The organism is Pseudoduganella sp. SL102 (assembly GCF_027856995.1).
GTDB lineage: Bacteria > Pseudomonadota > Gammaproteobacteria > Burkholderiales > Burkholderiaceae_D > Rugamonas > Rugamonas albidiflava.
In genome coordinates this window covers 797001-823190 of sequence record NZ_CP115554.1, presented here as the reverse complement: position 1 = coordinate 823190, position 26190 = coordinate 797001, and the positions used below count along the sequence as shown (strand labels likewise).

Below are 26190 nucleotides of genomic sequence, written 5' to 3'. Positions count from 1 at the left end.
CAATGTTATGCTGACGCCACCATGCCGACCGTACTGATCATCGACGACAATGCCGCCATCACGATGGCGCTGGAAGTGCTGTTTTCACTGCACGATATCGCCGCCCTGCGCGCGGCTTCACCCGACGAGGGCCTGGCCCTGCTCGAGCGCAACGCCGCCACGGTCGACCTGGTCATCCAGGACATGAACTTCAGCGCCGACACCACGTCCGGCGAGGAAGGCGTGGCGCTGTTCCGGGCGATCCGCAAGCGCCACCCGGACCTGCCGGTCATCCTGCTCACGGCATGGACGCACCTCGATGCGGCGGTGGACCTGATCAAGGCCGGCGCCGCCGATTATCTGGCCAAGCCCTGGAACGACGGGCGGCTGGTGGCCACCGTCAAGAACCTGCTGGAGCTGGGCCAGGCCAACCGCGCGCTGCGCCAGCGGCTGCAGGGCGAACTGCGCCAGCGGCGCGAACTGGAGCAATACGACCTGCGCGGCATCGTCTGGCAAGACCCGGCCACCGAACGCGTGCTGCACCTGGCCTGCCAGGTGGCGCGGGCCGACGTGCCGGTGCTGGTCAGCGGTCCGAACGGCACCGGCAAGGAACGCATCGCCGAAATCATCCAGGCCAACTCGCCGGTGGCGGACGGCCCGTTCGTGGTGCTCAATTGCGGCGCGCTGCCGGCGGAACTGATCGAGGCGGAACTGTTCGGCGCCGATGCCGGTGCCTACACCGGCGCGTCGAAAGCCCGCGAAGGCAAGTTCGAGGCCGCCGACGGCGGCACGCTGTTCCTCGACGAAATCGGCAACCTGCCGCTGGCCGGCCAGATGAAACTGCTGCGGGTGCTGGAGACGGGCCGCTTCGAGCGCCTGGGCTCGAACCGCGAGCGGAAGGTGGCGGTGCGCGTCGTCAGCGCCACGAATGCCGACCTGCCGGCCATGATCCGCGCCGGCACCTTTCGCGAAGACCTGTATTACCGCCTGAATGTGATCGAACTGAGGCTGCCGGCGCTGGCCGCCCGTCCGGGCGACATCCTGCCGCTGGCGCGCCACTTCCTCGGCACCGGCAAGGCGCTGCGCCCGGATGCCGAAGCGGCGCTGCTGGCGCATGCCTGGCCCGGCAATGTGCGCGAGCTGAAGAACGTGATGGCGCGTGCCCGGCTGCTGTCCGCCGGGCCGGAGGTGGGCGCCGCCGACCTGGGGCTGCCCGCGGCGGCCGCTCCCGCCGGTGGACCGGACATGGAACCGGACCGCGACGCGATCAGTTCCGCGCTGGCGCGCGCCAACGGCATCGTGGCGCAGGCGGCCGCGGAACTGGGCCTGTCGCGCCAGGCGCTGTACCGCCGCATGGAGCGGCTCGGCATCGCGCGGCCCTGATGGCGCATCCGCCGGGCGGCAGCCCTGCCGGCAAGGATGGCCGCGAAGCCATCGATACCGGAACTCGCCCGAAAGCCATCCGGCTTTCGCTGCTCACGCGCTGGTCGGCGCTGGTCGGCACCCTGCTCACCGTCGGCATCCTGATCGCGCTGGCGCTCGACCATTATTTTCCCGACCGGCCCTGGCTCGTCCTGGCGGTGTGCCTGCTGTGCGTGGTGCCGCTGTCGGTGATCACGATCCGCTCGCAGCTCAAGCCGATCATCTCGCTGTACCGGGCACTGGCCGGCACCGTCACGAGCTACCGCGACGGCGACTTCTCCTTCAGCCTGCACTGGCCCCAGGACGACGAGCTGCGCGAACTGGTGGACGCCCATAACGCGCTGGGCGAAGTGTTGCGCGAACAGCGCCTCAACCTCGTGCAGCGCGAACTGCTGCTGGACACCATGGTGCAGAACACGCCGGTGGCGATGCTGCTGGTGGCCGATGCGGGCGCGATCGTGTACGCCAACGTGGCGGCGCGGCACATGCTGCACGGCGGGCGCAAGCTCGAAGGACACCGGCTGGACGCGCTGCTGGAACGTTCCGCCGTGCCGCTGCGCGAAGCGGTCGCCCGTGGCGGCGATGGCCTGTTCACGACCGGCGAGGGCGACAGCGAGGAAGTGTTCCACCTGGCGCGCCGCCGCTTCAACCTGAACGGCCGGCGCCACGAGTTGCTGCTGCTGCGCCAGCTCACGCTGGAGTTGCGGCGCCAGGAAGTGCAGACATGGAAGAAAGTGATCCGCGTGATCAGCCATGAGCTGAACAATTCGCTGGCCCCGCTGGCGTCGCTCGCCCATTCCGGCGCCGAGCTGGTGCGCCGTGGCCAGACCGAACGCCTGCCGCAGATCCTCGCCACGATCGAGGAACGCACCCGCCACCTGGAGGGCTTCATCCTCGGCTATGCACGCTTCGCCAAGCTGCCGGCACCGCGGCGCCAGCCGCATCCATGGTCCGGTTTCGTGGCCCGCCTGGCCGAACAGGTACCGTTCCGCGTGGTGGGCACGCTGCCGGCCGAAGCGGCGGCCTTCGATGCCGCCCAGCTGGAGCAGGCACTGCTGAACCTGCTGAAGAATGCCCATGAATCGGGCTCGCCGCCCGAGGCCATCGCACTGGACATCCGCCACGTGCAGGACACCGTGCGCATCGAAGTGCGGGATCGGGGCCCGGGCATGAGCGATACGGTGCTGGCGAACGCACTGGTGCCCTTCTATTCCACCAAGCGCAGCGGCACCGGCCTGGGCCTGGCGCTGGCGCGCGAGATCGCCGAGGCACATGGCGGCCGGATCACGCTGGCGAACCGCGACGGTGGCGGCCTGGCTGTGACACTGCTGTTGCCGGCCAGCCTCCCGGACGCCGCCTGAGGCAGGCGGTAGCTGAGGGTCACGGAGGGAGTCACTGCGGGAGTCATTGAGGGAGTCACTGAGGGAGTCACTGAGGGAGTCACTGAGGGGACACCGAAGGTGTCACCCGGGAATCGTGTCCGCCAGGCATGATGTCGCGCAATTTGACGCATTGAACTTGCGCAAAAGTCAACAAGAAAGGCCTCGCAACTGAACCCGGCAGTTCTAATGTGTCCCTACGCGGCCCGCGTCGGGCCGCACTTCAACCGGGGATCCATCATGAAATGTTCATCTTTCTTACCGTCGTTTTTACCGGGCGCGGCGCTGGCAGCCGCGCTGGCCTTCGCGGGGGCGGCGCAGGCCGACAATTCCGTTACCAACATCAACCTGGGTGGCGAAGGCGGTGCCACGCGGTCGGCACATTTCGGCGCCATCCACTATGAGACCGGCGCCTTCGTCGACACGTTCAACTTCTCGCCCTCGGACGGCAGCTGGTTCGTCGACTCGAGCGTGGTCACGATCGGCTTCCAGCCGTTTTCAAACATCAACTTCGACAGGGCGGAGATCAACGGCAATGACATGACGCTGACGGACGACGGCGTCTTCGAATATGGCTGGCTGATCAATACGCCGATCATGGGCCCGCTGGTGCTGACCGTGTACGGCACCGTGGAAGGCGCGATGGGGGGCGCTTCGGCCAGCTATGCGGGGACGATCAATATCAGCCCGGTTCCGGAACCGGATACCTACGCAATGCTGTTTGGTGGCTTGGGGATGCTGGCCTGGCTGAGCCGAAGAAAACCATCAGTCGACATTAAAATGTCCAACAAGAATTAAAAGTTTCTTATTAATAAGATTCTTGTTGAAATATTATTTCCATGCAATATCAAAACTTGATAATCATCAAGTGTTTTTCCGAGAATTAATATTATTTTTAGGAATTATATATTTCTTCTTTAAATCTTTTTAACTTAAAACTTGTTTTAAATCAGCAACTTACATTAATTTACCAAAAGACGCCGCGGCGTCTTTTTTTTGTACCTATTTGTAACGGCTTCAATAAATTATTGACAACACCTTAAAGCTGGCTTAACTTGTCGACTCCTTATAGTTAATAACTCTTCGACGAGGTAAAGCATGAAATTGAAATCTCTCGTACTGGCAGCCGCACTGCTGCCCGCCTTCGGCTCCGCATTCGCCGATGACATCAGCATCGACCTGATCGGCGGCCCGAACGTCTACTCGGCACTCGTGGGCAACACCCACACCGAAGGCGCGTTCAGCGACACGTTCACCTTCACCGGCTTCGACGGTGTGGGCACGGTCTTCGCTGGCCTGATCAACAACGCCAGCGCCTGGAGCGACGTGACGTTCACCGACGTGACGCTGAACGGCGTGGACGTTGCAACGGCCGACCTGGGCTCCCTGTCGATCGCTGCCATCCTGGGTCAGGATGTCTCCGGCCCGCTGACGCTGGTCGTGAACGGCACCGTCACCGGCGACGTGGCCAGCTACGGCGGCAACTTCACCGTGACCGCAGTTCCGGAACCTGCAACCTACGGCATGCTGGCCGGCGGCCTGGGCGTGCTGGCCTTCGCAGCACGTCGTCGCAAGCAGCAGTAATCAACTCGAGCGGTAAGCTCCCAAAAAGGCGCTTCGGCGCCTTTTTTTCATGGCTGGTAAACTTCCGGGATGCAAAAGACCCGTTTCGACCAGCCCGGCCACCCTCCTGCCACCATCACTGAATTCGAAGGCGTACGCTCGCTCCACCTCGGCACTTCGTGGGTGCAGGGCGCGATGCGGCTGTCGAAGCCCGACGCCATCGAGCTCGAGTACGTGCAGATGATGATGATGTGGATGCTGTTCCTGCAGCAGCCCCGCCACATAGCCCAGCTCGGCCTGGGCAGCGCCGCGCTGACGAAGTTCTGCCACGGGCGCTTCCCCGGCGCCCGCGTATCGGTCGCCGAACTCAATCCCAATGTGATCGCGGTGTGCCAGGCAATGTTCGGCCTGCCGCCCAACGATGACCGGTTGAACGTACGCCAGATGGATGCCCTCGATTTCGTCCACGACCCGGCCAACCGCGGCGCCATCGACGTGCTGCAGGTCGACCTGTACGACGAGGAAGCGCGCGGCCCGGTGCTGGACTCGCCCGAGTTCTACCAGGCGTGCAGCGACTGCCTGACGGAACACGGCATCATGACGGCCAACGTGTTCGGTGAATTCGACAACTACGAGCGCAACCTGCAGCACATGGAACTGGCTTTCGACGCCGTGGTGTGGCTGCCCGAGGTGCACGATGCGAACATCGTCGCGATCGCGTTCAAGACCGCCCCGGTGCTGGACTTTTCCGTGCTGTACGAACGCGCGGCAGCCATCCGGAAGACCTTCAACTTGCCCGCCAGGAAGTGGGTCGATGGACTGAAGGAATGGATGCTGGACCAGGGCTAGCCCTCCGGTCCGGCACCGCCCCGCTTTCATGGCGGGTAGCGCGGAAACCGATCGATCCGGTGCTGGCGCCGGCAGCCAGGTGCGGCTTCCAGCCGGGGCCGGACAGCGTGATCGTCAGCGCGGCGGCCCGCGTGTACTTCCCATTCCACAGTGGCGTGGCGGTGCCCTGCACGGCCACCGGGGGCGGCCACTTCACCGCTTCACGCTTGCCCCCCTCACGCTGGACTGTCGTAAAAATGTCGCGCCCGCTCGGGAAATTGCCGGGTCCGGCAGATGGAGGGGCAACAGGGTAAGCGACTTCGTCATATAAATCACGCAATATTTTCAGCACGTTCATTCGGCGCAACAGGGCGTTACTACTTTATTACCGGCCCGGGTAGACTCAGCGCGGGACACCCCCACGCATGCTTCGCCCCCATCCAACCAAGAGACGATAAAAGACACATGAAGCAGAACACTTTCCGCCGTACCGTGCTCGCCAGCGCCGCCCTGTTGCTGGCCGCGCACGCTTCCGCGCAGACCGCCGCCGATGCCCAGCCATCCGGCACCGCAGCGGTGCAACAAGCCGAACAGCCGACCGAACAGGCAACCGTGGTCGTGCTGGGTTCGCGTTCCGCCGCCCGCACCGCGCTCGACACCGCCGCGCCGGTGGGCCTGATCAACGTGAAGGACATGCAGACCGCCGGCCCGCTGGAACTGGGCAAGCTGCTGCAATCGCTCGACCCGTCGTTCAACTTCTCGTCCACCTTCATCAGCGACGGCACCGACATCATCCGCCCCGCCACGCTCCGCTCGCTGGGCCCGGACCAGCTGCTGGTGCTGGTGAACGGCAAGCGCCGCCACCAGCAGGCGCTGGTCAACGTGCAGCAGACCGTGGGCCGCGGCTCGGCCGGTACCGACATCAACGCGATCCCGCTGTCGGCCATCCACCACATCGAAGTGCTGCGCGACGGCGCCGCCGCGCAATACGGTTCCGACGCGATCGCCGGCGTGATCAACATCGTGCTGAAGTCGAACGTGAACGAAACCCAGGTGTCCGGCCAGGTGGGCACCACGTCCGAAGGCGACGGCGACATGATTTCCGGCAGCGTGAACCGCGGCTGGGCGCTGGGCAGCGATGGCGGCTACATCAACGTTTCCGTGGAAGGCCGCCGCCGCAACGAAACCAACCGCGCCGGCCTCGATACCGCGCGCACCGATCCGCCCCGCGTCACGCAGCGCATCGGCGACAGCGACGCGAAGGACGCTTACCTGTGGGCCAACGCGGCCCTGCCGGCCGGCCGCGGCGGCGAGTTCTATGCATTCGGCGGCGCCTCGAAGCGCAAGGGCGATTCGTCCGGCTTCTTCCGCTCGGCGGGCGACGACCGCACCGTCGCGGCCGTGTACCCGGAAGGCTACCTGCCGAACATCCGCACCACCGTCAAGGATGCCTCGCTGGCCGTCGGCTACCGGCTCGACCTGCCCAATGAATGGAAGGCCGACGTCTCCGTCAACCATGGCCGCAGCGAACTGGCGTTCCATGAAAAGAACACGATCAATGTCAGCTACTGGTACGAGCCGCGCCCCAACGGCGGCGGCATCTATGGCGAATCGCCGCTGGAAGCCGATACCGGCAAGCTGAAGTTCAACCAGACCACGTTCAACGCCGACCTGAAAGGCCCGGTCGCCAAGGGCGTGTTCTTCGCCACCGGCTTCGAATGGCGGCGCGACGGCTACGAGATCGTGGCCGGCGATCCGGTGTCGTACCAGTATGGCCGCACCAACAACCCGGCGATCCAGATCCTCACGCCGGCCGGCACCGTGGCCGCATCGGGCACCCAGGGCTTCCCGGGCTACACGCCGTCGACCGAGGTGGACGAAGGCCGCCACAACATCGCGCTGTATGGCGACGTGGAATGGCGCGCGCTCGACACGCTGATGCTGACGGGCGCGGTGCGCTACGAGAAATACTCTGACTTCGGCAGCACGACCACCGGCAAGGTCACCGCGCGCTGGGATCCCTCGAAACAGGTGGGCGTGCGCGGCAGCTTCTCGTCCGGCTTCCGCGCCCCGGGCGTGCAGCAAGCGTTCTACAGCTCCGTGTCGACCAACCTGAACGCCGCCGGCGTGCTGACCGAGACGCTGACCGCGCGCCAGGACAGCCCTGTCACGCGGGCACTGGGGATTGCGCCGCTGAAGGAGGAAACCTCGCGCAACGCCAGCATGGGCATCGTGCTGCGTCCGCTGCCGAACTTCTCGCTGACGACCGACGTGTACCAGATCAAGATCAAGGACCGCATCGTGTTCTCCAGCACGATCTCGCCGGAAGCGGGCGGCGGCCCGATCGCCAACGTGCTGGTGCCGCTGAAGGTGGGCCAGGCGCAGTTCTTCACCAATGCCGTCGACACCAAGACCCGCGGCATCGACATCGTGGCCGAACATACGTCGCGCTGGCCGGGCTCCACGCTGGTGCTGTCCGGCCAGCTGGGCTTCAACAAGACCGAAGTCACCGGCCGCCACTCCACCTCGTCGATCCTGACCGGCGAACAGCTGTTCGACGCGTCGCAGGTCACGCTGATCGAGCATGGCCAGCCGCGCAAGCACCACGTTCTGTCGGCCGACTACACGATGGGCAAGTGGAACGGCAACGTGCGCGCCAACTACTACGGCGAGGTGCAGGGCCAGGGCTTCACGCCGGGCTTCATCCAGACCTGGGAAGGCAAGTGGATCGCCGACATGACGCTGCGCTACAACTTCACGAAGAAGCTCGGCCTGCAACTGGGCGTGAGCAACGTGTTCGACACCTACCCGACCGAGTGGGACAAGACGCGCGCCGCACCGTTCCCGCAACTGGGCTTCACGCACTGCTGGGAAACCTGCCCGTTCGGCATCAACGGCCGCAGCATGTACGTGCGCGCCGACTACGCGTTCTGACGCGCGTCCCGGTGTAATTTCGGGCGCACTTCCGGCCGGCCCTGCGCCGGCCGGAAGCGCTCCGCCTCATAGGCGGCCAGGTGGATCACGGCCGCCAGCCGCTTCACCAATCCTTCCATCGCTTCCGCGGGTACCTGGGCATAGCCCAGCATCAGTCCATTCCAGGGGACCTGGCCAGCCGCGGCTTCCCGCACCGCGTGGGCCGACAGCGCATTCACGACGATGCCCTCGTCGCGGGCCCTGGCGCGGATCGCTTCATCCGGCAGCCAGTCCGGCAAGCGCAGCGACAGGTGCATGCCGGCCGAGGCGCCATGCACGGTGGCGATGCGGCCGAGGTGTTTTTCCAGGGCGGCGACCAGCGCATCGCGCCGTTCGCGGTACAGCCGCCGCATGCGCCGCAAATGCAGCAGGAACTGCCCGCTGGTGACGAATTCCGCCAGCGCCAGCTGCTCGGCCACCCGCCCCGCCGCCGACGACTGGGCGCGCAGCAGCGCCAGCTGCGGCGCCAGGCCGGGCGGCACCACCAGGTAGCCGATGCGCAGGCCGGGGAACATGGTCTTGCTGAACGTGCCGCAGTACAGCACCGGCGCATCCGGCGCCAGCCCCTGCATTGCCGCCAGCGGCGGGCCGTCGTGGCGGAACTCGCTGTCGTAGTCGTCCTCGATGATCAGCGCGCCGCTCCGGCGGGCGCCGTCGATCAGCGCCAGCCGCCGGGCCAGCGACAGCACGGTGCCTACCGGGTACTGGTCCGACGGCGTGGTGTAGACCAGCCTTGGCCGGCGCGCCTGCCAGTCATGCGCCGAGGGCGCCATGCCCTCCTCGTCCACCGGGATGCCTTCCACCGCCAGGCCGGCGTGGCGGAATGCCGCCAGCGCGCCGCCGTAGCCGGGGTTTTCATGCCATACCGTGTCGCCTTCGTCGGCGCAGGCACGGGCGCACAGGTCCAGCGTGCTCTGGCTGCCATCGGTGATGAATACCTGCTCCGCCTCGCACACCACGCCGCGCGACGCCCGCAGGTAATCCGCGATCGCGGTCCGCAATGGCCATGCGCCGGCCGGGTCGCCGTAGTTCAGCTGCGCCGGATCGAGTCCGCGCCAGGCCCGGTCGAGCAGCCGGCGCCACAGCGCCAGCGGAAACGCCTGCAGGTCCGGCACGCCCGGCACGAAGGCCTGGGCGTCGCTGGCGCCATTCGACAGCGGGCGCAGGTTCAAGGCGCGGCGCGACAGGCCGGCCTGCGCCGCCGGCAGCCGGCCACGCCCCTGCGTTGCCGCATCGGCTGCCGGTTCGGGCACGAAGCGGGCCACCACGGTGCCGCGGCGGTCCGGCACCACGAAGCCTTCGCTGGCCAGCTGTTCATAGGCGTACAGCACGGTGTTGCGGGCCACGCCCAGCTCGGCCGCCAGGGCACGCGTGGCCACCAGCCGCGTGCCGGCCGCCAGCGTGCCGGCACGGATCGCATGGCGCAGGCATTCATGCAGCAGCCGCTGGCGCGGCCAGCTGTGGTGCCCATGGTCGCGCGCAAAATTCGACAACAGCAGTGCGTAGTCCATCGTGGTTCCATTCGATTGGCCGCCCCTGGACCTGTTCCGGGAGCCAGCAGCGCCATTATAGTGCGCCCTCAACCCACCGAATGGAGACCATGAATACTTCCCCTTCCGCCGCCGAATCTGCAGCAGAACCTGCAGCCCAACCCACTGCCCCGTCGGCCCCGTCGGCCCGCACGCAGGTCAAGCGTTCCGCCAACCGCGCCAGCCACGATCCGGTGGTGCTGCATGCGATCATCGACGCCGCCTGGATCTGCCACGTGGCATTCCGCGACGACCATGGCGTTCACTGCATCCCCACGGCATGCTGGCGCATCGGCGAGCACCTGTACATCCACGGCTCGAATGGCAGCCGCATGGTGAAACGCCTGCTGGACGACGAATGCTGCGTGACGATCACGCATGTCGATGGCCTCGTGATGGCGCGCTCCGCGTTCAACCACTCGATGAACTACCGCAGCGCCGTGATCTACGGCCGCTTCGAAAAGGTCGATGAAAGCGGCGAAGTGGACAAGCGCGATGCGCTGGAGGCATTCATGGAACACCTGGCGCCTGGCCGGCAGGCCGAGATCCGGCCCGGCAACGACAACGAATACGCCGCCACCACGGTGCTGCGCATCGCGCTGGCCGAGGCGGCATGCAAGGTTCGCAGCGGACCGCCGGAAGACGACCCGGAAGACATGGACGTGCGCGCCTGGGCCGGCGTGCTGCCGCTGCGCGAGGTACGCGGCGCACCGGTGCCCGATGCCGCCTGCACCATCGCGGCGCCCTGTTACGTGCGGCACTGGCAGGAGTAGGCGGCACCTCTCGGCGATCTCCCGTCGCGCCTCGCCTCATTTGGCTTGACCGGCTTGTCTTTATTGCACATCATCGCCCGGTCGCGGCCAATTTCGCGCCGCGCATATGTTCATAAGGAGATCGCATGAAACGAATCCTCGCCGCCGCCATCCTGGCAGCGACCTGCAGCACGCCGGCGCTGGCCGACGATGCGCTGAAGGCTGCCATCAACGGCAGCCAGCGCAGCCCGGACAACGTGAAACGGGATACCTACCGCCACCCCTACGAGACGCTGACGTTCTTCGGCATCCGGCCGGACATGACGGTGGTGGAACTGTCGCCCGGTGGCGGCTGGTACACGGAAATCCTGGCGCCCTACCTGCGCGAACGGGGCAAGCTGGTCGCTGCCGGCGCGACGCCGGATTCGAAGGCGCCCAATGTGGCGCGCGCCGGCGAGCGCTTCAAGCAAAAGCTCGACGCCAATCCGGCCGCCTTCGGCAAGGTGCAGCTGGGCGCGTTCGAACCGGGCAACGGCGTATTCAGCTACGCGCCGAAAGGCAGCGCCGACATGGTGCTCACCTTCCGCAATGTGCATAACTGGACGAACGAAGGCGACGCGCGGCTGAAGGAAGTGTTCAAGAGCGTTCACGACGCGCTGAAGCCGGGCGGCGTGTTCGGTGTCGTCGACCACCGCCTGCCGGCATCGAAGCCGCAGGATGCGACGGCGTCGAGCGGCTACGTGCACGAAGCGTACGTTATCCGGCTCGCCGAGGCGGCCGGCTTCAAGCTGATGGCGAAATCCGATGTGAACGCGAACCCGAAGGATACGGCCGACCACAAGGGCGGCGTGTGGGCATTGCCGCCCACTTACGGGAACAAGGATGCGGATCGCGAGAAGTATGCGGCGATCGGCGAAAGCGACCGGATGACACTGAAGTTCGTGAAGCAATGATGCTGGCGGGTCGGCAGATCGCTGCCTGACACCCACAGCCGCCAGGCGACGCAGGCCGGCGGCTGCCGCATTTCACCTGCGCTGGAGGCGGCTCATGAAGCTGCAAAACACCACGAAGCCTACCACCATGGAACCGCACACGGCGGCAACCGACAACATCAGCTCATTCATGCGAGGAAACTTTCACTTTATGACAACCGCGTGATTATGCTGCATTTGCACATGAAACAGTCTCACTGAAACTCACTGTTACAACAACAATGTTTGAACGTATGGCAATTCTCTTTTGTGGCAATTCCGGAATGATTACCCGGCAGTGTGCTAGCTTACCCTTGCGGCAGGGGGCGCGACAATGGCAACTGTTGTAAATTTTTATATAGTTTAAAATAATTTTTCCCGCTCATCCATTCCCAACGGTGCTAGCGCTATCATCAGTTACCGCTATCGCGGTACCGATGATCCTCTCTCTTACCAGGAGTCCCACATGCGCAAAGCACTAACCGGGCTGATGCTCGCGGCGACAGCACTCACCTCGCACGCCAGCGGTTACTTTACCGAAGATGCCATCCCGTTCGATACGCTCATCGGCAGCAATGCCCAGCACCAGGACTTTTCCGGGCCCTATGTGCGCGACGGTTACTCCTGGAGCTGGGGCGACGTGACCTTCACATGCAACGCGGTCCAGTGGTGCAATAACGAAAGCTTCGAATTCGGCGGCTACAGCGACCGCTTCAATTTTGTTGAAGGCAACTTCGTTTACTATGCGCCACCAGATAGCGCTACCTTCACTTTCGCCGATCCCATCATCGCCTTCGGCGTCGATGTGTACGGCATCGGCGGCGGGCTGTATTCGCCCGGCGGTTCATTGCAGCCGACGCCGATGATGGTGACCTTCGACGACGGTTCGCATGTCTTCTTTGAAAACCACGTCCACAACTACAACATCTCCGTGCCCGTCTTCGCGGGCATCCTGTTCGACAAGCCGGTGACGTCGATCACGGTATCGGGCGAGTGGGAAAACAATGGCATGTTCTTCACGAACGTGCGCTACGTGGCCGCGCCGGTACCGGAGCCGTCGACGTACGCGATGCTGTTCGGTGGACTGGTCGTGGTGAGCGCGTTTGCGCGGCGGCGCAGCAAAGCGGCCGGCTGACCGGGGACGTGTTGCCAGCACATTGAAAGCGCCTGCTTTCACCCCAACAGCGAAGGGCTGGGGTCAGGAAGGAATGCTGGCCTGCATGCCAGCACCGTTCCGCAGGCGCGAAGCATGCTTCGCGAAACCCCTGCTTCACCCCGTCGGGGCGTAGCCGGGGTTTCAAGGAGCATCGCTCCTTGCCGGCGTAGCGGTACTGGCCTGAAGGCCAGTACTCCTTTCTGACCCCGGAATTTGCACTTGGGGTAGGATTATCAAAGCGCCATGAGGCTCAGCCCCGGTGTTGGGCAACTTTGCTGGATGAAATTGCCAGACCGTTACTTCGGCTTGCCGCCCTTCACCGGTGTCAGCGCCAGGTCGTGGAAGTCGTAGCTGAAGTCGGTTTCGTCGGAGATGGCCGACATCTTCGCGCGTTCGATCGAGCCATCCGGGTTCAGCGCGAAGGTCAGGTAGGCATCGGCGTTGAAGTTGCGTTCCTTCCAGCGCACGATGAACGTGTCGTGCTGGAAGTGCTCCATCTCGCCGACCAGGTCCGGCGTGCGCGTGAACTGCATCAGCTGCTTCTTCCCTTCGTGGCGGATGACGACCTTGCCGTACCACGGATCGCTGTACTCGCCATCGTACGAGGCGCGCGGCAGCGAAGGCTTCGAGCCGGCGGCGCGGGCGGCCGTGGCCTTGCCGATCTTTTCCTGGTCCTTGCGCAGGCGCTCCTGTTCCTCTGCGGCGATGACGCCGATCCAGTCGGTCGGTGCGGCGCCCAGGTAATGGTCGAGGATGCGCCACTGCAGCGACGTCATCGAACCGCTGTTTTCCGCGTTCGTGAAGATCGCGATGCCCAGCCGCTCTTCCGGCACCATCAGCACGCGCGAATAGAAGCCCTGCAGCGCGCCGCCGTGCAGCACCAGCTTCTTGCCGCGGTAGTCGCGGATGTTGAAGCCCAGGCCATAGGCATTGAAGTTGGCGCGCGTGGCGGCCAGCGCTCCCTGCGGTTCGGCGATCTTCATCGGCGTCACCGGTGTCCAGATTTCCTTCGACTGCGCGGCGGAGAGCAACCGCTGGCCGCCCGGCATTTCGCCGCCGGCCAGCAGCACGTTCATCCATTTCGCGATGTCCTCGGCGCTGGTGTTGACGCCCACCGCGCCCACCGCGTTATCGACCGGCATCGGCTTGACGACCGATTGCCGGCCATTGATCTTGCTGTGCGGCGCCGAGTAGTCGGGCGCCTTCAGCATCGCCGCCACGCTGGTGGTGGTATCCGCCATGCCCAGCGGATCGAGGATCTGCGCCTTCACCGTATCGCCCCAGCTCTTGCCGGATTTCTGCGCGATGATGCGGCCGGCCACGATGTACAGCAGGTTGTCGTACGCGTAGTTGGCGCGGAAGCTGGTGGCCGGCTTCACGTGGCGCAGGTTGTGGATGATCTCGTCGGTGGAGAACGTCGTCGTCGGCCACCACAGCAGGTCGCCGGCGCCCAGGCCCAGGCCGCTGCGATGCGTCAGCAGGTCGCGCACCGTCATTTCCTGCGTTACGTAAGGGTCGTGCATGCGGAAGTCCGGCAGGTGCCGGATGACCGGATCGTCCCAATCGAGCTTGCCCTCGTCGACCAGCCGGGCCAGCGCCACCGCGGTGAACGCCTTCGAGTTCGAGGCGATCTCGAACAGCGTCTTCGAGGTGACCGGCGCCGGGTCGCCCAGCCTGCGCACGCCGAAGCCCTGGGTGGCGATGACCTTGCCGTCCTTGACGATGGCGATCGCGATGCCCGGCACGTCGAAGGTCTTCAATGCGCGGTTGACGTCGCGCGCCAGGTCGAAGGCCGGTGCCGCGGCCGCGGAAGGCGCGGCGGCGGTATCGAAAGCCAGCGCCGGCGCGCTGACGGTGGCAAACGACGCGCAGGCGCACAGCACCAGCGCGGCAGTGGTTTTCTTCAGCAGCATCCTTGCTCCTTGCTTTGCTCGGTTACTTCTTCAGCAGCCGGTCGACCGACTTCTGCGTTTCCGGGTGATACCGGGGGCGCGCCTTGGCAAACACGCTCTTCGCCCAGGCCGCATCCCTGGGGTTCTTCAGCAGCGCGGTGTACAGGGGCACCACGAACTTCTGGCGCCCCACGCTCATCAGGAAGGCGTCGAGCTGCTCGCGCACGTCATAACCGGCATGCACCGACGCCAGGTAGAAGCGGTAGGCGATCTCGTTGTTCTTGCTGGTCTTCAGCGCGAAGGTCTGGTCCAGCTCGCGCAATTGCTGCGCGCTGGCCTTGTTGTCGATGTCGTTCAGGAAGTGCATCCACTCGGGCGCGCTCCAGCTGCGCGCGGTCAGGTCGGCGGTCGCCTGTTCGCCCTTCAGCCAGGCGTCGCGCTGGGCATCGACGGCCTTGAAGCGCTGCGAGACCACGCGCTGCGCGCTGGCCGGAATGCCCGCGCCGTACAGCCACTCGTCGAGCTCCGCCTGGCTCATCACGTTGGGATGCTTGTCCAGCAGGTTGGCGCGCAGGTAGACGAGGAACTGTTCGGTGGTGGCCGACTGGAACGCGTGCTGGTCGAACCAGCCGCGCAGGAACGGGTCGAACACTTCGCGGCCGGCGCGCTGCTCGAGCGTGCGCAGGAACCAGGCACCCTTCGGGTAGGCCAGGCCTTCATCCGTGTAGGTCTCCGGGTTGACGTCCGGGTCGCGCGTCAGCAAGGCCTGCTTCGCCGCCGGAATCTCCTTCAGCGAAGCCAGCGCTTCTTCCTGTTCGACCTGCAGGTTCATGTCGGCCACTTCCACGCCGTACAGGATCTCGAGGATGCGGGTCGTCACGTAGGTGGTGAAGCCTTCGTTCAGCCACCAGTGCTTCCACGAGGCGTTGGTGACGAGGTTGCCGGACCAGGAATGCGCCAGCTCGTGCGCGATCAGGTCGTTCAGGCTGCGGTCGCCGGCGATCATGGTCGGCGTCAGGAACGTCATGCGCGGGTTTTCCATGCCGCCGATCGGGAACGACGGCGGCAGCACGATCATGTCGTAGCGCCCCCACCGGTAGGGGCCGTACAGCGACTCGGCGGCGGCGATCATCTTTTCCGTATCGGCCAGCTCGAAGGCGGCGGCCTCGATGCGCCCCGGTTCCGCGTACACGGCCGAGCGCGGGCCGACATTGCGCACATCGATCTCGCCGATCGCGATCGCCAGCAGGTACGACGGCACCGGCTGCGGCATGCGGAATTTCCAGCCGCCGGCGCCGGTGGCCTGCGGGTCGTTCTCGGCGCTCATCACCACGCGCATGCCGGCCGGCGCCTCGATGCGGGCGCCGTAGGTGAAGCGCACGGCCGGCGTGTCCTGCACCGGCGCCCACGAGCGGGCCTCGATCGCCTGCGACTGGCTGAACATGAACGGTCGCTTGCCGGACAGTGTCTGCATCGGCGTCAGCCATTGCAGCGCGCCGGCGGTGGGCGCGGTGTTGTAGTACACGCGCACCTTCTTCGGCTGGCTGCGCAGCGAGATGCGCAGCGCCTGGCCCTTCTTCGGATCGGGGCGGTCCAGCAGGTACGAGACGGGCACCCAGCGGCCGTCGTCGTTCTGCACCTGCACGCGGGCGATCTTCAGCTGGCGGGTATCGAGCACCAGCGTGCGCACGTTCTTGTCCAGCCAGTTCAGGGTCAGCTCGGCGTACCCGGCCAGCGTCTTGCGGGAAAAATCGGCCTTGAGGTCGAGGTACAGGTCGGTAGTGCGGACCTCGTTGTAGCGGGCGTAGCTGAGTGGATCCTGGGCATGGGCCGCCGTTGCGAGCAGTGCCAGCGCGGCGGATATCGCCAGGCGCAGAGAGGGTTTTCGCATGTGCTTCCTTTGAAAGAGTCGGGCTGGCACCGGGATCGCCGGTGCGGGCGCGGTGCAGAATAGCATATGGGCTTTTCTGACTGCATTGCATTTTATTTGCACGGCATTTCCACCGCCTGCCTGGCCGGTTCTGCTATCATGGCGCCCGTTCTTTGGGGAGTAGCCTCCTGCCGGCCTTGCCGGCAGAACCTGCGTCAACACGATCGGCCCGCAGGCCGTGGCGCAGGTGGCCGGCGGATGTTGACACGATGTCGGCAGCGCCCGGCCTGGCGAGACCAATGATCCACGGGCGGCCGCATTGACCACGGGGCCGGGACCGCCCATGGATCCTTGGTTAACATCCGGCCCCCAGCCACCTATATGGAAGCCTTCCTCGTCTCCACGGGCATCGTCGCCCTCGCCGAAATCGGCGACAAGACCCAGTTGCTCGCCTTCGTGCTCGCCACCCAGTTCCGCCGCCCGCTGCCGATCGTCGGCGGCATCTTCGTCGCCACCATCGTCAACCATTTCTGCGCCGCGGCCGTCGGCACCTGGCTGACCGAGCTGCTGGGGCCCGGTGCGCTGCGCTGGATCCTGGGCCTGGGCTTCATCGCCATGGCCGCGTGGATCATGGTGCCGGACGAGATCGACGAGGACGACGCGCCGGCCAGTCGCTACGGCGTGTTCACCGCCACGCTGGTCGCCTTCTTCCTGGCCGAGATGGGCGACAAGACGCAGATCGCCACCGTGGCGCTGGCCGCCCGCTTCGACGCGCTGATTCCCGTCGTCGTCGGCACTACGCTGGGCATGATGCTGGCAAACGTGCCCGCCGTGTACCTGGGCAAGCGCGCCGCCACCGCCGTCAACCTGAAGGTGGTGCACGGCATCGCCGCCGTGATCTTCGTGGTGCTGGGCGTGGCCACGCTGATGGGCGCCGGTACCGCGGTGGGGCTTTGACGTCCGCATGCTTGCCCCGGAGGCAGGTGCAGGGGTCAGACCCCCGTCGATGTTGGCAGCGAACCCTGTCGTCAACGCTGGCGGGGGTCTGACCCCAGGGTTACGCCGTTGGGGTTGACGAGGCTGGCGGCACGCGCAGTTCGACGGCGTGCTCGCGCCGGTCGTCGGCCAGCGCGATCTCGTTGCCCGCCACCGCCACGCCATCGACCGTGAGGCCGGGCGCGCCGCGCGAAATGCGGATCGCATAGGTCGACGAACCGTAGCGATACGACAGCTCGAAGCCATCCCACTCGTCCGGCATCTTCGGCGCCAGCGACAACCGGTCGCCGTTGCGGGTGACGCCCAGCAGCGACTCCAGGATCAGCCGGTACATCCAGCCGGACGAGCCGGTGTACCAGCTCCAGCCGCCGCGCCCCACGTGCGGTTCGACCGCGTAGATGTCGGCCGTGACCACGTAGGGTTCGACCTTGTAGATGGCGACGTTTTCCGCGCTGGACGCGTGCTGCACCGGGTTGATCAGCCGCATCAGCTCCCAGGCCTTCGCAGTATCGCCCAGCGCGGCGAACGCCATCACGGTCCAGACCGCGGCATGCGTGTACTGGCCGCCGTTTTCCCGCACGCCCGGCACATAGCCCTGGATATAGCCGGGGTTCGGGTCGGCCTTGTCGAACGGCGGGTCGAGCAGCTGGATGAAGCCGGCGTCGCGGCGCACCAGCCGCGCGTCGACCTGCGCCATCGCGCCGCGTGCCCGCTCGGGATCGGCCGCGCCGGACAGCACGCCCCAGCTCTGCGAGATCGAGTCGATCTGGCACTCTTCGCTTTCGTGCGAGCCGAGCGGCGTGCCGTCGTCGAAGTAGGCGCGGCGGTACCACTGGCCATCCCACGCGTTCTTCTCGACATTTTCCGCCAGCCTGACCGCCTCGGACCGGCACTCCGCGGCGAAACCGGTATCGCCGCGCCGCTCCGCCACCTCGGCAAACTGCCGCAGCACGTCGACCAGGAACCACGCCAGCCACACGCTTTCGCCCCTGCCTTCCGCGCCCACCTTGTCCATGCCGTCGTTCCAGTCGCAGGAGCCGATCAGCGGCAGGCCGTGCACGCCGAAACGCAGGCCGTGGCGGATCGCGCGCACGCAGTGCTGGTACAGGTTTTCCGCCAGCGGCGAGCGGCCGGGCATGTCGTAGTAGGAATCCTCGTCGGCCTTCACCGGCCGGCCTTCCAGGTACTGCGCTTCCTCGTCGAGCACCGACAGGTCGCCGGTCACCTTGACATAGCGGGCGGTGGCCAGCGGCAGCCACAGGTAATCGTCCGAACAGTGGGTGCGCACGCCGCGGTCGGAGGGCGGGTGCCACCAGTGCTGCACGTCGCCCTCGGCGAACTGGTGCGCCGCGCACAGCACCAGGTGCTCGCGCAGCAGCTGCGGTTCGGTATGCACCATCGCCATCGCATCCTGCAGCTGGTCGCGGTAGCCGAACGCGCCGCCGGACTGGTAATAGCCGCTGCGCGCCCACAGCCGGCAGGCGATGGTCTGGTACATCAGCCAGCCGTTGGCGATCACGTCCAGCGCCGGTTCGGGCGTGGCGATGCGCACCGCGCCCAGCGTGGCCTGCCAGTGCGCATGCACGGCGGCCAGCGCATCGCGCGCGGCGGCGGCACCGCCATGCTTCTGCGCCATCGTGCTGGCGTCGGCATTGCGGCGTCCGCCCATGCCCAGCACGAAGACCAGCTCGCGCTCCTCGCCCGGCAGCAGCTCGAACGGCACCTGCAGCGCGGCGCAGGCATCGAGGCCGGTGCCGACCTTGCCGGACAGCCGCTGGCGGCGCAACGCGGCCGGGCTGGCCAGCGTGCCGTTGCGGCCGAGGAATTCGGTACGGTCCGAGGTCACGGTGCGCGTCGCCGCGTCGACGCTGAAGAACGCCACGCGGCCCGAGAATTCCATGTTGTACGGGTTGCGTGCGAACAGCGCGCCGCTCACCGCATCGAGCTCGGTCACGACGTGCATGGCGGACTTCGAGCGCATCTCGCCCAGCACCCATTCGACATAGCCGGTGACCGACAGCTTGCGCGCCACCGGTGAACCGTTGCGCACCTTCAGCACCGTGTAGCGCACCGGTGCGTCGTTCGATACATACGTGGTCATGACCGAACCGATGCCCGCCTCGGTATGCTCGAAGGTGCTGTAGCCGAAGCCATGGCGCGTAACGTAATCGCCGCTGCCGCGCGCCGGCAACGGCGTGGGCGACCAGAAGTGGCCGCTGGCTTCGTCGCGCAGGTAGAACGCTTCGCCGCCGGCATCGGTGACTGGGTCGTTGTGCCAGGGCGTGAGGCGGAATTCATGGGCGTTCTCATGCCAGGTGTAGGCTTGCCCGCTTTCCGAGATCACGCTGCCGAACTGCGCGTTGGCCAGCACGTTCGACCACGGCGCCGGCGTGACGCGCCCATGGCCGGTGACGATCACGTATTCGCGCCCGTCCGGCGTGAAGCCGCCGAAGCCGTTCCACAGGATCAGGTCGTGCGGCACGTGCGTGGCCGGGCCGGCGTCGTCATATTCGCCGCGCGGATCGGCCAGCAGCGGCGGCACGCGCAGCACCGGCGGGGCCGAGCGCTTGACCTGCTCGGCCAGCGGGCCGCGGGCATCGTTGACGATCATCCGCGCCACGGTCTGCAAGAGGATCCTGTCTTCGCTCGAGATCTGCTCGAGCGGCCGCACGAAGATGCCGCCCGGCCGGTCGATCGCCTGCGCATCGATGCCGGAAGCGATCATGCCGATGATCTGGTCGTACAGCGCCTGGCGGTAGCCGGAAGTGTCCTCGAACCAGATCACAAGGTCCACCGTCAGGCCCTTGAGGCGCCAGTAGGCGTGCGCCTGCACCATCTGCCGCGCCACCTCGATGTTGGCGGAATCCTTCACCTGCAGCAGCACGATCGGCAGGTCGCCGGAGATCGCATACGGCCACAGGTTCGACTGGCCGCGGTGATTCTTGATCAGCACCGACGGATCGGCGCGCAGCGCGGCGTTCGGATAGATCACGTGGTTCGCCAGGCGGCTGTACAGCTGGCCGTCGGCTTCGCTGGCGTTCAGCTGGCGCAGCACCACCTGGCTGTGCGTCCAGGCCAGCTCGAAGACCCGGTCGGCCATGTGGCGGTCCTGGTACTTGTCGATCAGGTGCCGGGCCGCCTCGCGGGTCTCGGTCATGCCGGTGGCGATATCGATCGTCGCCGTGCTGTCCGGCGGCAGCGTGATGCGGTAGCGGATCGCCACCGCCGGGTCCAGCACCGACCCGTAGCCTCCGGCCAGCGGGCCCGGCTCGACCAGCGCCCTGGGTGCCCGCGCGCTGTTGCCGCGCCCGATGAAGTGGGCCCGGTCGGTCTCATACGAGACTTCCAGCACCTCGGCATCGTGCACCGTCATCACGTGCAGCATGCACGGCGACTGTTCGCCCTTGCCGCGCGGGCGCCGCGTGCAGAGGATGGCGCTCTCCTCGCCCAGGATCTCGGTCTGCACGAACAGCTTCGAGAAGGCCGGGTGCGCCATGTCGGCCGCGGCCGGCGCCATCACGACTTCGGCAAAGCTGGTCAGTTCGAGCGTGCGCGGCCGGTTCGAATTGTTCGTCACGCGCAGCCGGCGCATCTCGATATCGTCCTCCGGGGAGACGACGATGTCGGTGTGCAGGTCGATGCCCCGGTCGGTGCGCCGGTATTCGGCGCGGCCCTCGGAGAAGATCACCTCGTAGTGTTCCGGCTCGGCCAGCGTGGGCTGGTAGGTGTTCGACCAGAAGTGGCCATCCTCGTCGCGCACGTAGCAGAACTGGCCCCAGTTGTCGCGCGTCGTATCCTCGCGCCAGCGTGTCACGGCCAGGTCGCGCCAGCGGCTGCTGCTGCCGCCCGCCGCCGTCACCATCACGTGGTAGCGGCCATTCGACAGCAACTGCACTTCGGGTACCGGCGTGTTCGGCTGCGCCAGCACGCGCACCGGCGCGGCCTGGTCGTGCGAGGTGGAGCGCACGGCGGCGGCCTGCTCGGAACTGGTGGAGAAGAACGCGCCGATGCGCGGGCTGCGCTCCTGCAGCATCAGCAGCGCCGATTGCAGCATCGGGTCGGATTCGAAGCGGCGCTGCATCGGCCGGTCGTGCAGCAGGTACGACAGCGCCAGGAAACCCATGCCCTGGTGGTGCACCATGAACGATTTCACCACCGCGAACGGCTGGCCGCGCGGCAGCCGCGCCGGCGTGTAGTCGATCGCCTCGTAGAAGCCGTAGCGGCCCATGAAGCCGAGGCCGGCCATCTTTTCCAGGTTCTGGCAGGCCGCTTCCGGATCCACCATCAGCGCCATCATCGACGCATAGGGCGCGATCACCAGGTCGTCCGCCAGGCCGCGCTTCATGCCCAGGCCGGGCACGCCGAACGCGCGGTACTGGTAGTTCATCGCCGCGTCCACGGTGGTGTAGCCGGATTCGGAGATACCCCATGGAACGTTGCGCTGGCGCGCGTATTCGATCTGTGCCGCCACCACCGAGCGGTAGGTCTGGTCCAGCAGGGTGCTCGGATAGGTCGGCATCACCAGCAGCGGCATCAGGTACTCGAACATCGAGCCGCTCCACGACATCAGCACCGGCTGGCCATGGACGATGGCGAGCTGCCGGCCCAGGGCGAACCAGTGCTCCTGCGGCAGCTGGCCCTGGGCCACGGCCACGTAGCTGGCCAGCCGCACCTCGGAGGCGAGCAGGTCGTAATAGCTGGCGTCGAGCCGCCGCTCGGTGACGTTGTAGCCGATCGCCAGCAGCCTGGTGGTGCGGTTGTACAGGAAACCATAGTCCAGCTGGGCGAAGCTGCACGCTTGCCCGGCCAGTTCGTGCAGGTGCGCCATGCGCTCGCGCGCCACGGCGGCGCCCTGCTCCACCAGCACGCCCAGCTGTTCGCGGCGCTCCCGCTCGCCCGGCGCCAGTTCCGACAGCGGCGCCCCGGCTGGCGGATACGACGCCAGTTCGCGCAGGGTCGGGATCTTCAGCAGGACGGTGTCGACCACGCCCGCGCCGGCCGCTTCCGGACCGGTGCCTGCGCCGATCCACGGCGCCAGCAGGACCAGGTCGTCGAAGGCGGCGCGGCATTGCGCGGCCAGCGCGCCGGCCCACGTGCGCGCCGTGGCGTTATCGGCCAGCGCCGGCTGGGCCGCGAACGCGTCGGCGGCGGCGGTGGCGCGTTCCAGGTACGCCCGCAATTCAGGCAGGCTGGAAGGATACGACGGCTGCTGCGGCACCAGCGCCTCGCGCAGTGCCGTGATCGCCCCCGGATCGGCAGTGGCGGTGCCTTCCGCGCCGGCGAGCGCTTCCTGCAGCACGGCCAGCGTGGTTTCCAGTCCGGTGACGACCTGCGGCCCGACGACCGGTTCGTCCGCCGCGTTCAGCAGCGCCGCCTGCAGCACCAGCAGGTGGCCGGCCAGGTTGCCGCTGTCCACGGTCGACACGTAGACCGGGTGCAGCGGCTTTTTCGACTGGGTGTCGTACCAGTTGTAGAAATGCCCCTGGTAGCGTTCCAGTTCGCCCATCGTGTCGAGCGTGTGCCGCGTGCGTTGCAGCAGCTGCGCCAGGGTCAGGTAGCCGAAATCGTAGGCGCTGACGTTGGCCAGCAGCGCCATGCCGATATTGGTGGGCGACGTGCGGTGCGCGATCACCATGCCCGGGTGTTCCTGCACGTTATCGGGCGGCAGCCAGTTGTCGTCCGGCCCGACGAAGGTGTCGAACCATGCCCATGTCTTGCGCGCCACCGTGTGCAGGAACTGGCGCTGGCCGTTGCCCAGCTGCGCCTGCAGGCGCTCGACCGGGCGGCTGATCCACCACGCCACCGCCGGCGCCACCAGCCAGGCGACGAGGAAGATGGCGGCCGCCTCGAACGCCTTCATGCGCCACAGGGCCAGCGCGATGCCCACGGCCAGCGCCAGCACCGGCGACATCCACATGGTGCGCCAGCTGGCCACCAGGCCGCCGTTCGCGCGCGACAGTGCCGAGGGGCGCCACTGCAGCAGGTGCCGCTTCGACACCAGCAGGCGCCAGGCCGTGCGGGCGATCGCGTCGAGGCTGATGCAGGCCTCGTAGGGCAGGAACACCAGCGACAGCGCGCCATGGGCGAACTGCAGGCCGCTGCGGCGCAGGGAGTTCGGCAGGTGCTGCCGCCACAGCGTGTCCGGCGACTTGTGCGACAGGTCGTACAGCGCGGCGGCGATGGCGGGCACGAAGATGATGGCCAGCACCATGCTGGTATAGAACCAGGGATGCGGCAGCACGGCGAAGGCGAACAGCAGCGACAAGGTGAGCGCCGGCGCCACCAGGCTGCGGCGCAGGTTGTCGAACAGCTTCCAGCGCGACAGCGCCGACAGCGGGTTCTTGCCGCGCGCGCCGCTTGCCGTGGGCACCCGGCCGGCCAGCCAGCCGGCCAGTTGCCAGTCGCCGCGGATCCACCGGTGGCGGCGGCTCACGTCGTCGAGGTAGCGCTGCGGATACTGCTCGTACAGCTGGGCGTCGGACAGCAGGCCGGCGCGCAGGTAGCAGCCTTCCAGCAGGTCGTGCGACAGGATGCGGTTGTCCGGGAAGCGTTCGCCCAGCACCCTCTCGAACACGTCCACGTCGTAGATGCCCTTGCCGATGAACGACCCTTCCGCGAACACGTCCTGGTACACGTCGGACACGGTGCGCGTGTAGGGATCGATGCCCGGTTCGCCGCCGCACAGCCGCTCGTACAGCGAGGCGTCCGGGCTGGGCAGGCTGACAGCCACGCGCGGCTGCAGGATGCCGTAGCCGGACACCACGCGGTTGCAGCGCTGCCCGCCCGCTCCCCTGCCCATCTCCTTCACGACAGGCTGGTTCAGCGGATGGCGCATGGTGGCGATGAACTGGCGCGCGGAGTCGCGCGCCAGCTGCGTGTCGGCATCCAGCGTGATCACATATTTCACGGTCAGCAGCTGGCCGCTGTCGCCGACCACCAGCGTGAAGCGGTCGCGTGCGCCGCCGCGCAGGAAGCGGTTCAGGTCGGCCAGCTTGCCGCGCTTGCGTTCCTGCCCCATCCACGCCCCTTCGGCGGGATTCCACAGGCGCGGCCGGTGCAGCAGCACGAACGGGCAGGCATTGTCTTCCTGCCCGTACTTGCGGTTCAGGTCTTCGATATGGCCGCGCGCCCGTTCCAGCAGGCCGGCATCGGTGGGCAGCGTTTCAGCCGGTGCATCGGCAAAGTCGGACAGCAGGCAGAAATGCAGGTTCGGGTCGCGGTTGGCGAGGAAGCGCACCTCGAGCTGCTCGCACAGTTCGTCGACATTTTCCAGGCTGTAGAACAGCGACGGCACGACGACGATGGCGCGCGCGTCGGAAGGAATGCCGGCCTTGAAATCCATCCGCGGCAGCGGGCTCGGATGCGTCACCAGCGTGGCCACCCAGTTCACCAGCGCCAGTGCCAGCTGGCTGCTGCCCATCAGGCCCAGCACGGCCAGCACCACGGTTTCCCAGCCGGCCACGCCGTCGCGCATCGCGCGCTCGACCATCAGCGCGGTGGCGATCACGGACAGGGCGGCGATCGCGCCCAGGTACGAGGCAAGCGGCGCGGCGCGCACGGTGGCGCGCAGCGATTCGCGCGGCGAACGGCGCCGCGCCACCTTCTTTTCCAGCAGCAGCACGCCCTTGTCGACCAGGTAGAAGCCCACGTGGCCGTGGCGCGGATCGTCGCTGCCGGCATGCGCGCGCGCCAGCTCGACCGCCTCGTGCGCCACCTGCGCCTCGGTAAGCCGGCAACCGCGGGCGACCTTTTCCACCACGTGGCGGTAATGGTCGCGGGTGGCGAAATCCATCGCGCCATAGATGCCGGACGGGTCTTCGCGCAGCGCCCGCTCCACGGTGCTCATCGTCTCGACGAATTCCTGCCAGTCCATCGTGCCGAGGAAGCGCAGGCTGCCGATCGTGTTGGCGATCGACACCTGGTCGGCCGCCTGCTGGCCGATCTCGGCCTGGATCTGCTGCTCGATCGTCTGCCCCGCTTCGGCCAGCCGGTAGGTGACCCAGGTGAGCGCCAGCGTGAGCGCCGGGCTCTGGCCCTGCAGGCGCCGCGCCAGCTCGGCCACGAAGCCGCTCGTGATGGGCGGATTGGAGCGCGCCATGTCGGCTACCAGCAGGATCAGGCCGGAAGGATTCTTGTCGGCGATTTCCACCATTCCGTCGGCCCAGCTGTTGGCCAGGTCGCGCTGGTAGCGGTTTTCGGCCACGCGCGCGGCCACCCGGCGCAGGTTTTCCAGCAGCGCCAGGCGCAGCATGATGGGAATCGCCCAGAGCTCGCCCAGGGTCAGCGGGGCAAGCTCCTGGTAGGCCTCCACGAAGCGGCACAGGCTTTCCGGATCGACGCGGCCGTCGCCATGGGCGATCACTTCCAGCGCCAGCCGGTAGACACGCGGCGTGCCGTCGACCGCGCCTTTTTCCAGGCGCGGCAGCTCCTTGCTGTAATCCTTCGGCAAATGGCGCCGGGCGATGCGGATGTGTTCTTCGATCAGGTAGTAGTTATCCAGCAGCCATTCGGATGCGGGCGTGATCTGCCGCCCTTCCTTGACGGCGGACGTCAATTCCTCGGCGGTGCCACGCAGCACGCGGGCATTGTCGGCAAGGCGCGACAGCAGCTGGTCGGGGCCGCGGCGCTTGCTCAGCACATGTGTTTCCGCCAGCGTGCGGCCATGGTGCGCCATCTGCTGGGCACTGTAGAGCTCTGCGCGGAACGGCAGGTCTGCTTCGGTATCGGATGCGGCGGAACCGGGCGCGGCTTCCTGGAATCCGGCGATGAAGCCGGGCCACGATTTGAAGTGTTCTTTCAAGGGAGCCTCGCTTCGGGGTGGCTGGCAAGGAGGCCTGCCACGGCTGGAGTATGTTGCAGGAAATATTATGCCGTCGCACG

14 protein-coding genes and 1 riboswitch are annotated in these 26190 nt (G+C 66.7%); of the genes, 10 read left to right on the top strand and 4 right to left on the bottom strand.

Going from position 1 to position 26190, the window contains the following annotated elements; genetic code table 11:
* Positions 1-21: 21 nt before the first annotated feature.
* The 6 genes from OU994_RS03560 to OU994_RS03535 all read left to right on the top strand — a co-directional run bounded on the left by OU994_RS03560 (position 22) and on the right by OU994_RS03535 (position 8105).
* On the top strand, positions 22-1362 hold the full coding sequence (locus OU994_RS03560; protein ID WP_281609663.1) for a sigma-54 dependent transcriptional regulator: 1341 nt from the start codon (positions 22-24) through the stop codon (positions 1360-1362).
* On the top strand, positions 1362-2762 hold the full coding sequence (locus tag OU994_RS03555; protein WP_281609662.1) for a PAS domain-containing sensor histidine kinase: 1401 nt from the start codon (positions 1362-1364) through the stop codon (positions 2760-2762). The genes OU994_RS03560 and OU994_RS03555 overlap by 1 nt, the downstream gene beginning before the upstream one ends.
* A gap of 207 nt (positions 2763-2969) precedes the next feature.
* Positions 2970-3578 (top strand): FxDxF family PEP-CTERM protein, encoded by a 609-nt coding sequence (locus OU994_RS03550; RefSeq protein WP_281609661.1) that lies wholly within the window; start codon positions 2970-2972, stop codon positions 3576-3578.
* A gap of 300 nt (positions 3579-3878) precedes the next feature.
* Entirely contained in the window at positions 3879-4364 is a 486-nt protein-coding gene (locus OU994_RS03545; protein ID WP_281609660.1) for an FxDxF family PEP-CTERM protein, read from the top strand.
* A 69-nt stretch (positions 4365-4433) separates the two neighbouring features.
* Entirely contained in the window at positions 4434-5192 is a 759-nt protein-coding gene (locus tag OU994_RS03540; protein ID WP_281609659.1) for a spermidine synthase, read from the top strand.
* Positions 5193-5636: 444 nt separating this feature from the next.
* Positions 5637-8105, top strand: coding sequence for a TonB-dependent siderophore receptor (locus tag OU994_RS03535; RefSeq protein WP_281609658.1), 2469 nt, complete (start codon positions 5637-5639; stop codon positions 8103-8105).
* Here OU994_RS03535 and OU994_RS03530 read toward each other — a convergent pair.
* Positions 8093-9655, bottom strand: a complete 1563-nt coding sequence (locus OU994_RS03530) for a PLP-dependent aminotransferase family protein (RefSeq protein WP_281609657.1) — start codon at positions 9653-9655, stop codon at positions 8093-8095. The genes OU994_RS03535 and OU994_RS03530 overlap by 13 nt on opposite strands.
* An 89-nt stretch (positions 9656-9744) precedes the next feature.
* Here OU994_RS03530 and OU994_RS03525 point away from each other — a divergent pair, with 89 nt between their 5' ends.
* The 3 genes from OU994_RS03525 (at position 9745) to OU994_RS03515 (ending at position 12531) form a co-directional block, all read left to right on the top strand.
* Positions 9745-10446: a pyridoxamine 5'-phosphate oxidase family protein gene (locus OU994_RS03525; RefSeq protein ID WP_281609656.1), complete on the top strand. Its 702-nt coding sequence runs from the start codon at positions 9745-9747 to the stop codon at positions 10444-10446.
* A gap of 125 nt (positions 10447-10571) precedes the next feature.
* On the top strand, positions 10572-11378 hold the full coding sequence (locus OU994_RS03520; RefSeq protein WP_281609655.1) for a class I SAM-dependent methyltransferase: 807 nt from the start codon (positions 10572-10574) through the stop codon (positions 11376-11378).
* 484 nt (positions 11379-11862) lie between these two features.
* Positions 11863-12531 carry a PEP-CTERM sorting domain-containing protein gene (locus tag OU994_RS03515; protein ID WP_281609654.1) on the top strand — a complete coding sequence of 223 codons (669 nt, stop codon included), beginning with the start codon at positions 11863-11865 and terminating at the stop codon, positions 12529-12531.
* A 317-nt stretch (positions 12532-12848) separates the two neighbouring features.
* On the opposite strand, the gene OU994_RS03510 is transcribed toward OU994_RS03515, so the two are convergent.
* Positions 12849-14465, bottom strand: coding sequence for a serine hydrolase (locus OU994_RS03510; protein WP_281609653.1), 1617 nt, complete (start codon positions 14463-14465; stop codon positions 12849-12851).
* 22 nt (positions 14466-14487) lie between these two features.
* Complete coding sequence (locus OU994_RS03505) at positions 14488-16335, bottom strand: M1 family metallopeptidase (protein WP_281609652.1); 1848 nt, start codon at positions 16333-16335, stop codon at positions 14488-14490.
* 142 nt (positions 16336-16477) lie between these two features.
* Positions 16478-16602: riboswitch (yybP-ykoY riboswitch) on the top strand.
* A gap of 93 nt (positions 16603-16695) precedes the next feature.
* Here OU994_RS03505 and OU994_RS03500 point away from each other — a divergent pair.
* Positions 16696-17271: a TMEM165/GDT1 family protein gene (locus tag OU994_RS03500; protein ID WP_281609651.1), complete on the top strand. Its 576-nt coding sequence runs from the start codon at positions 16696-16698 to the stop codon at positions 17269-17271.
* Positions 17272-17371: 100 nt separating this feature from the next.
* Here OU994_RS03500 and OU994_RS03495 read toward each other — a convergent pair whose 3' ends face one another.
* Entirely contained in the window at positions 17372-26110 is an 8739-nt protein-coding gene (locus OU994_RS03495) for a GH36-type glycosyl hydrolase domain-containing protein (RefSeq protein ID WP_373922541.1), read from the bottom strand.
* Positions 26111-26190: the final 80 nt, after the last annotated feature.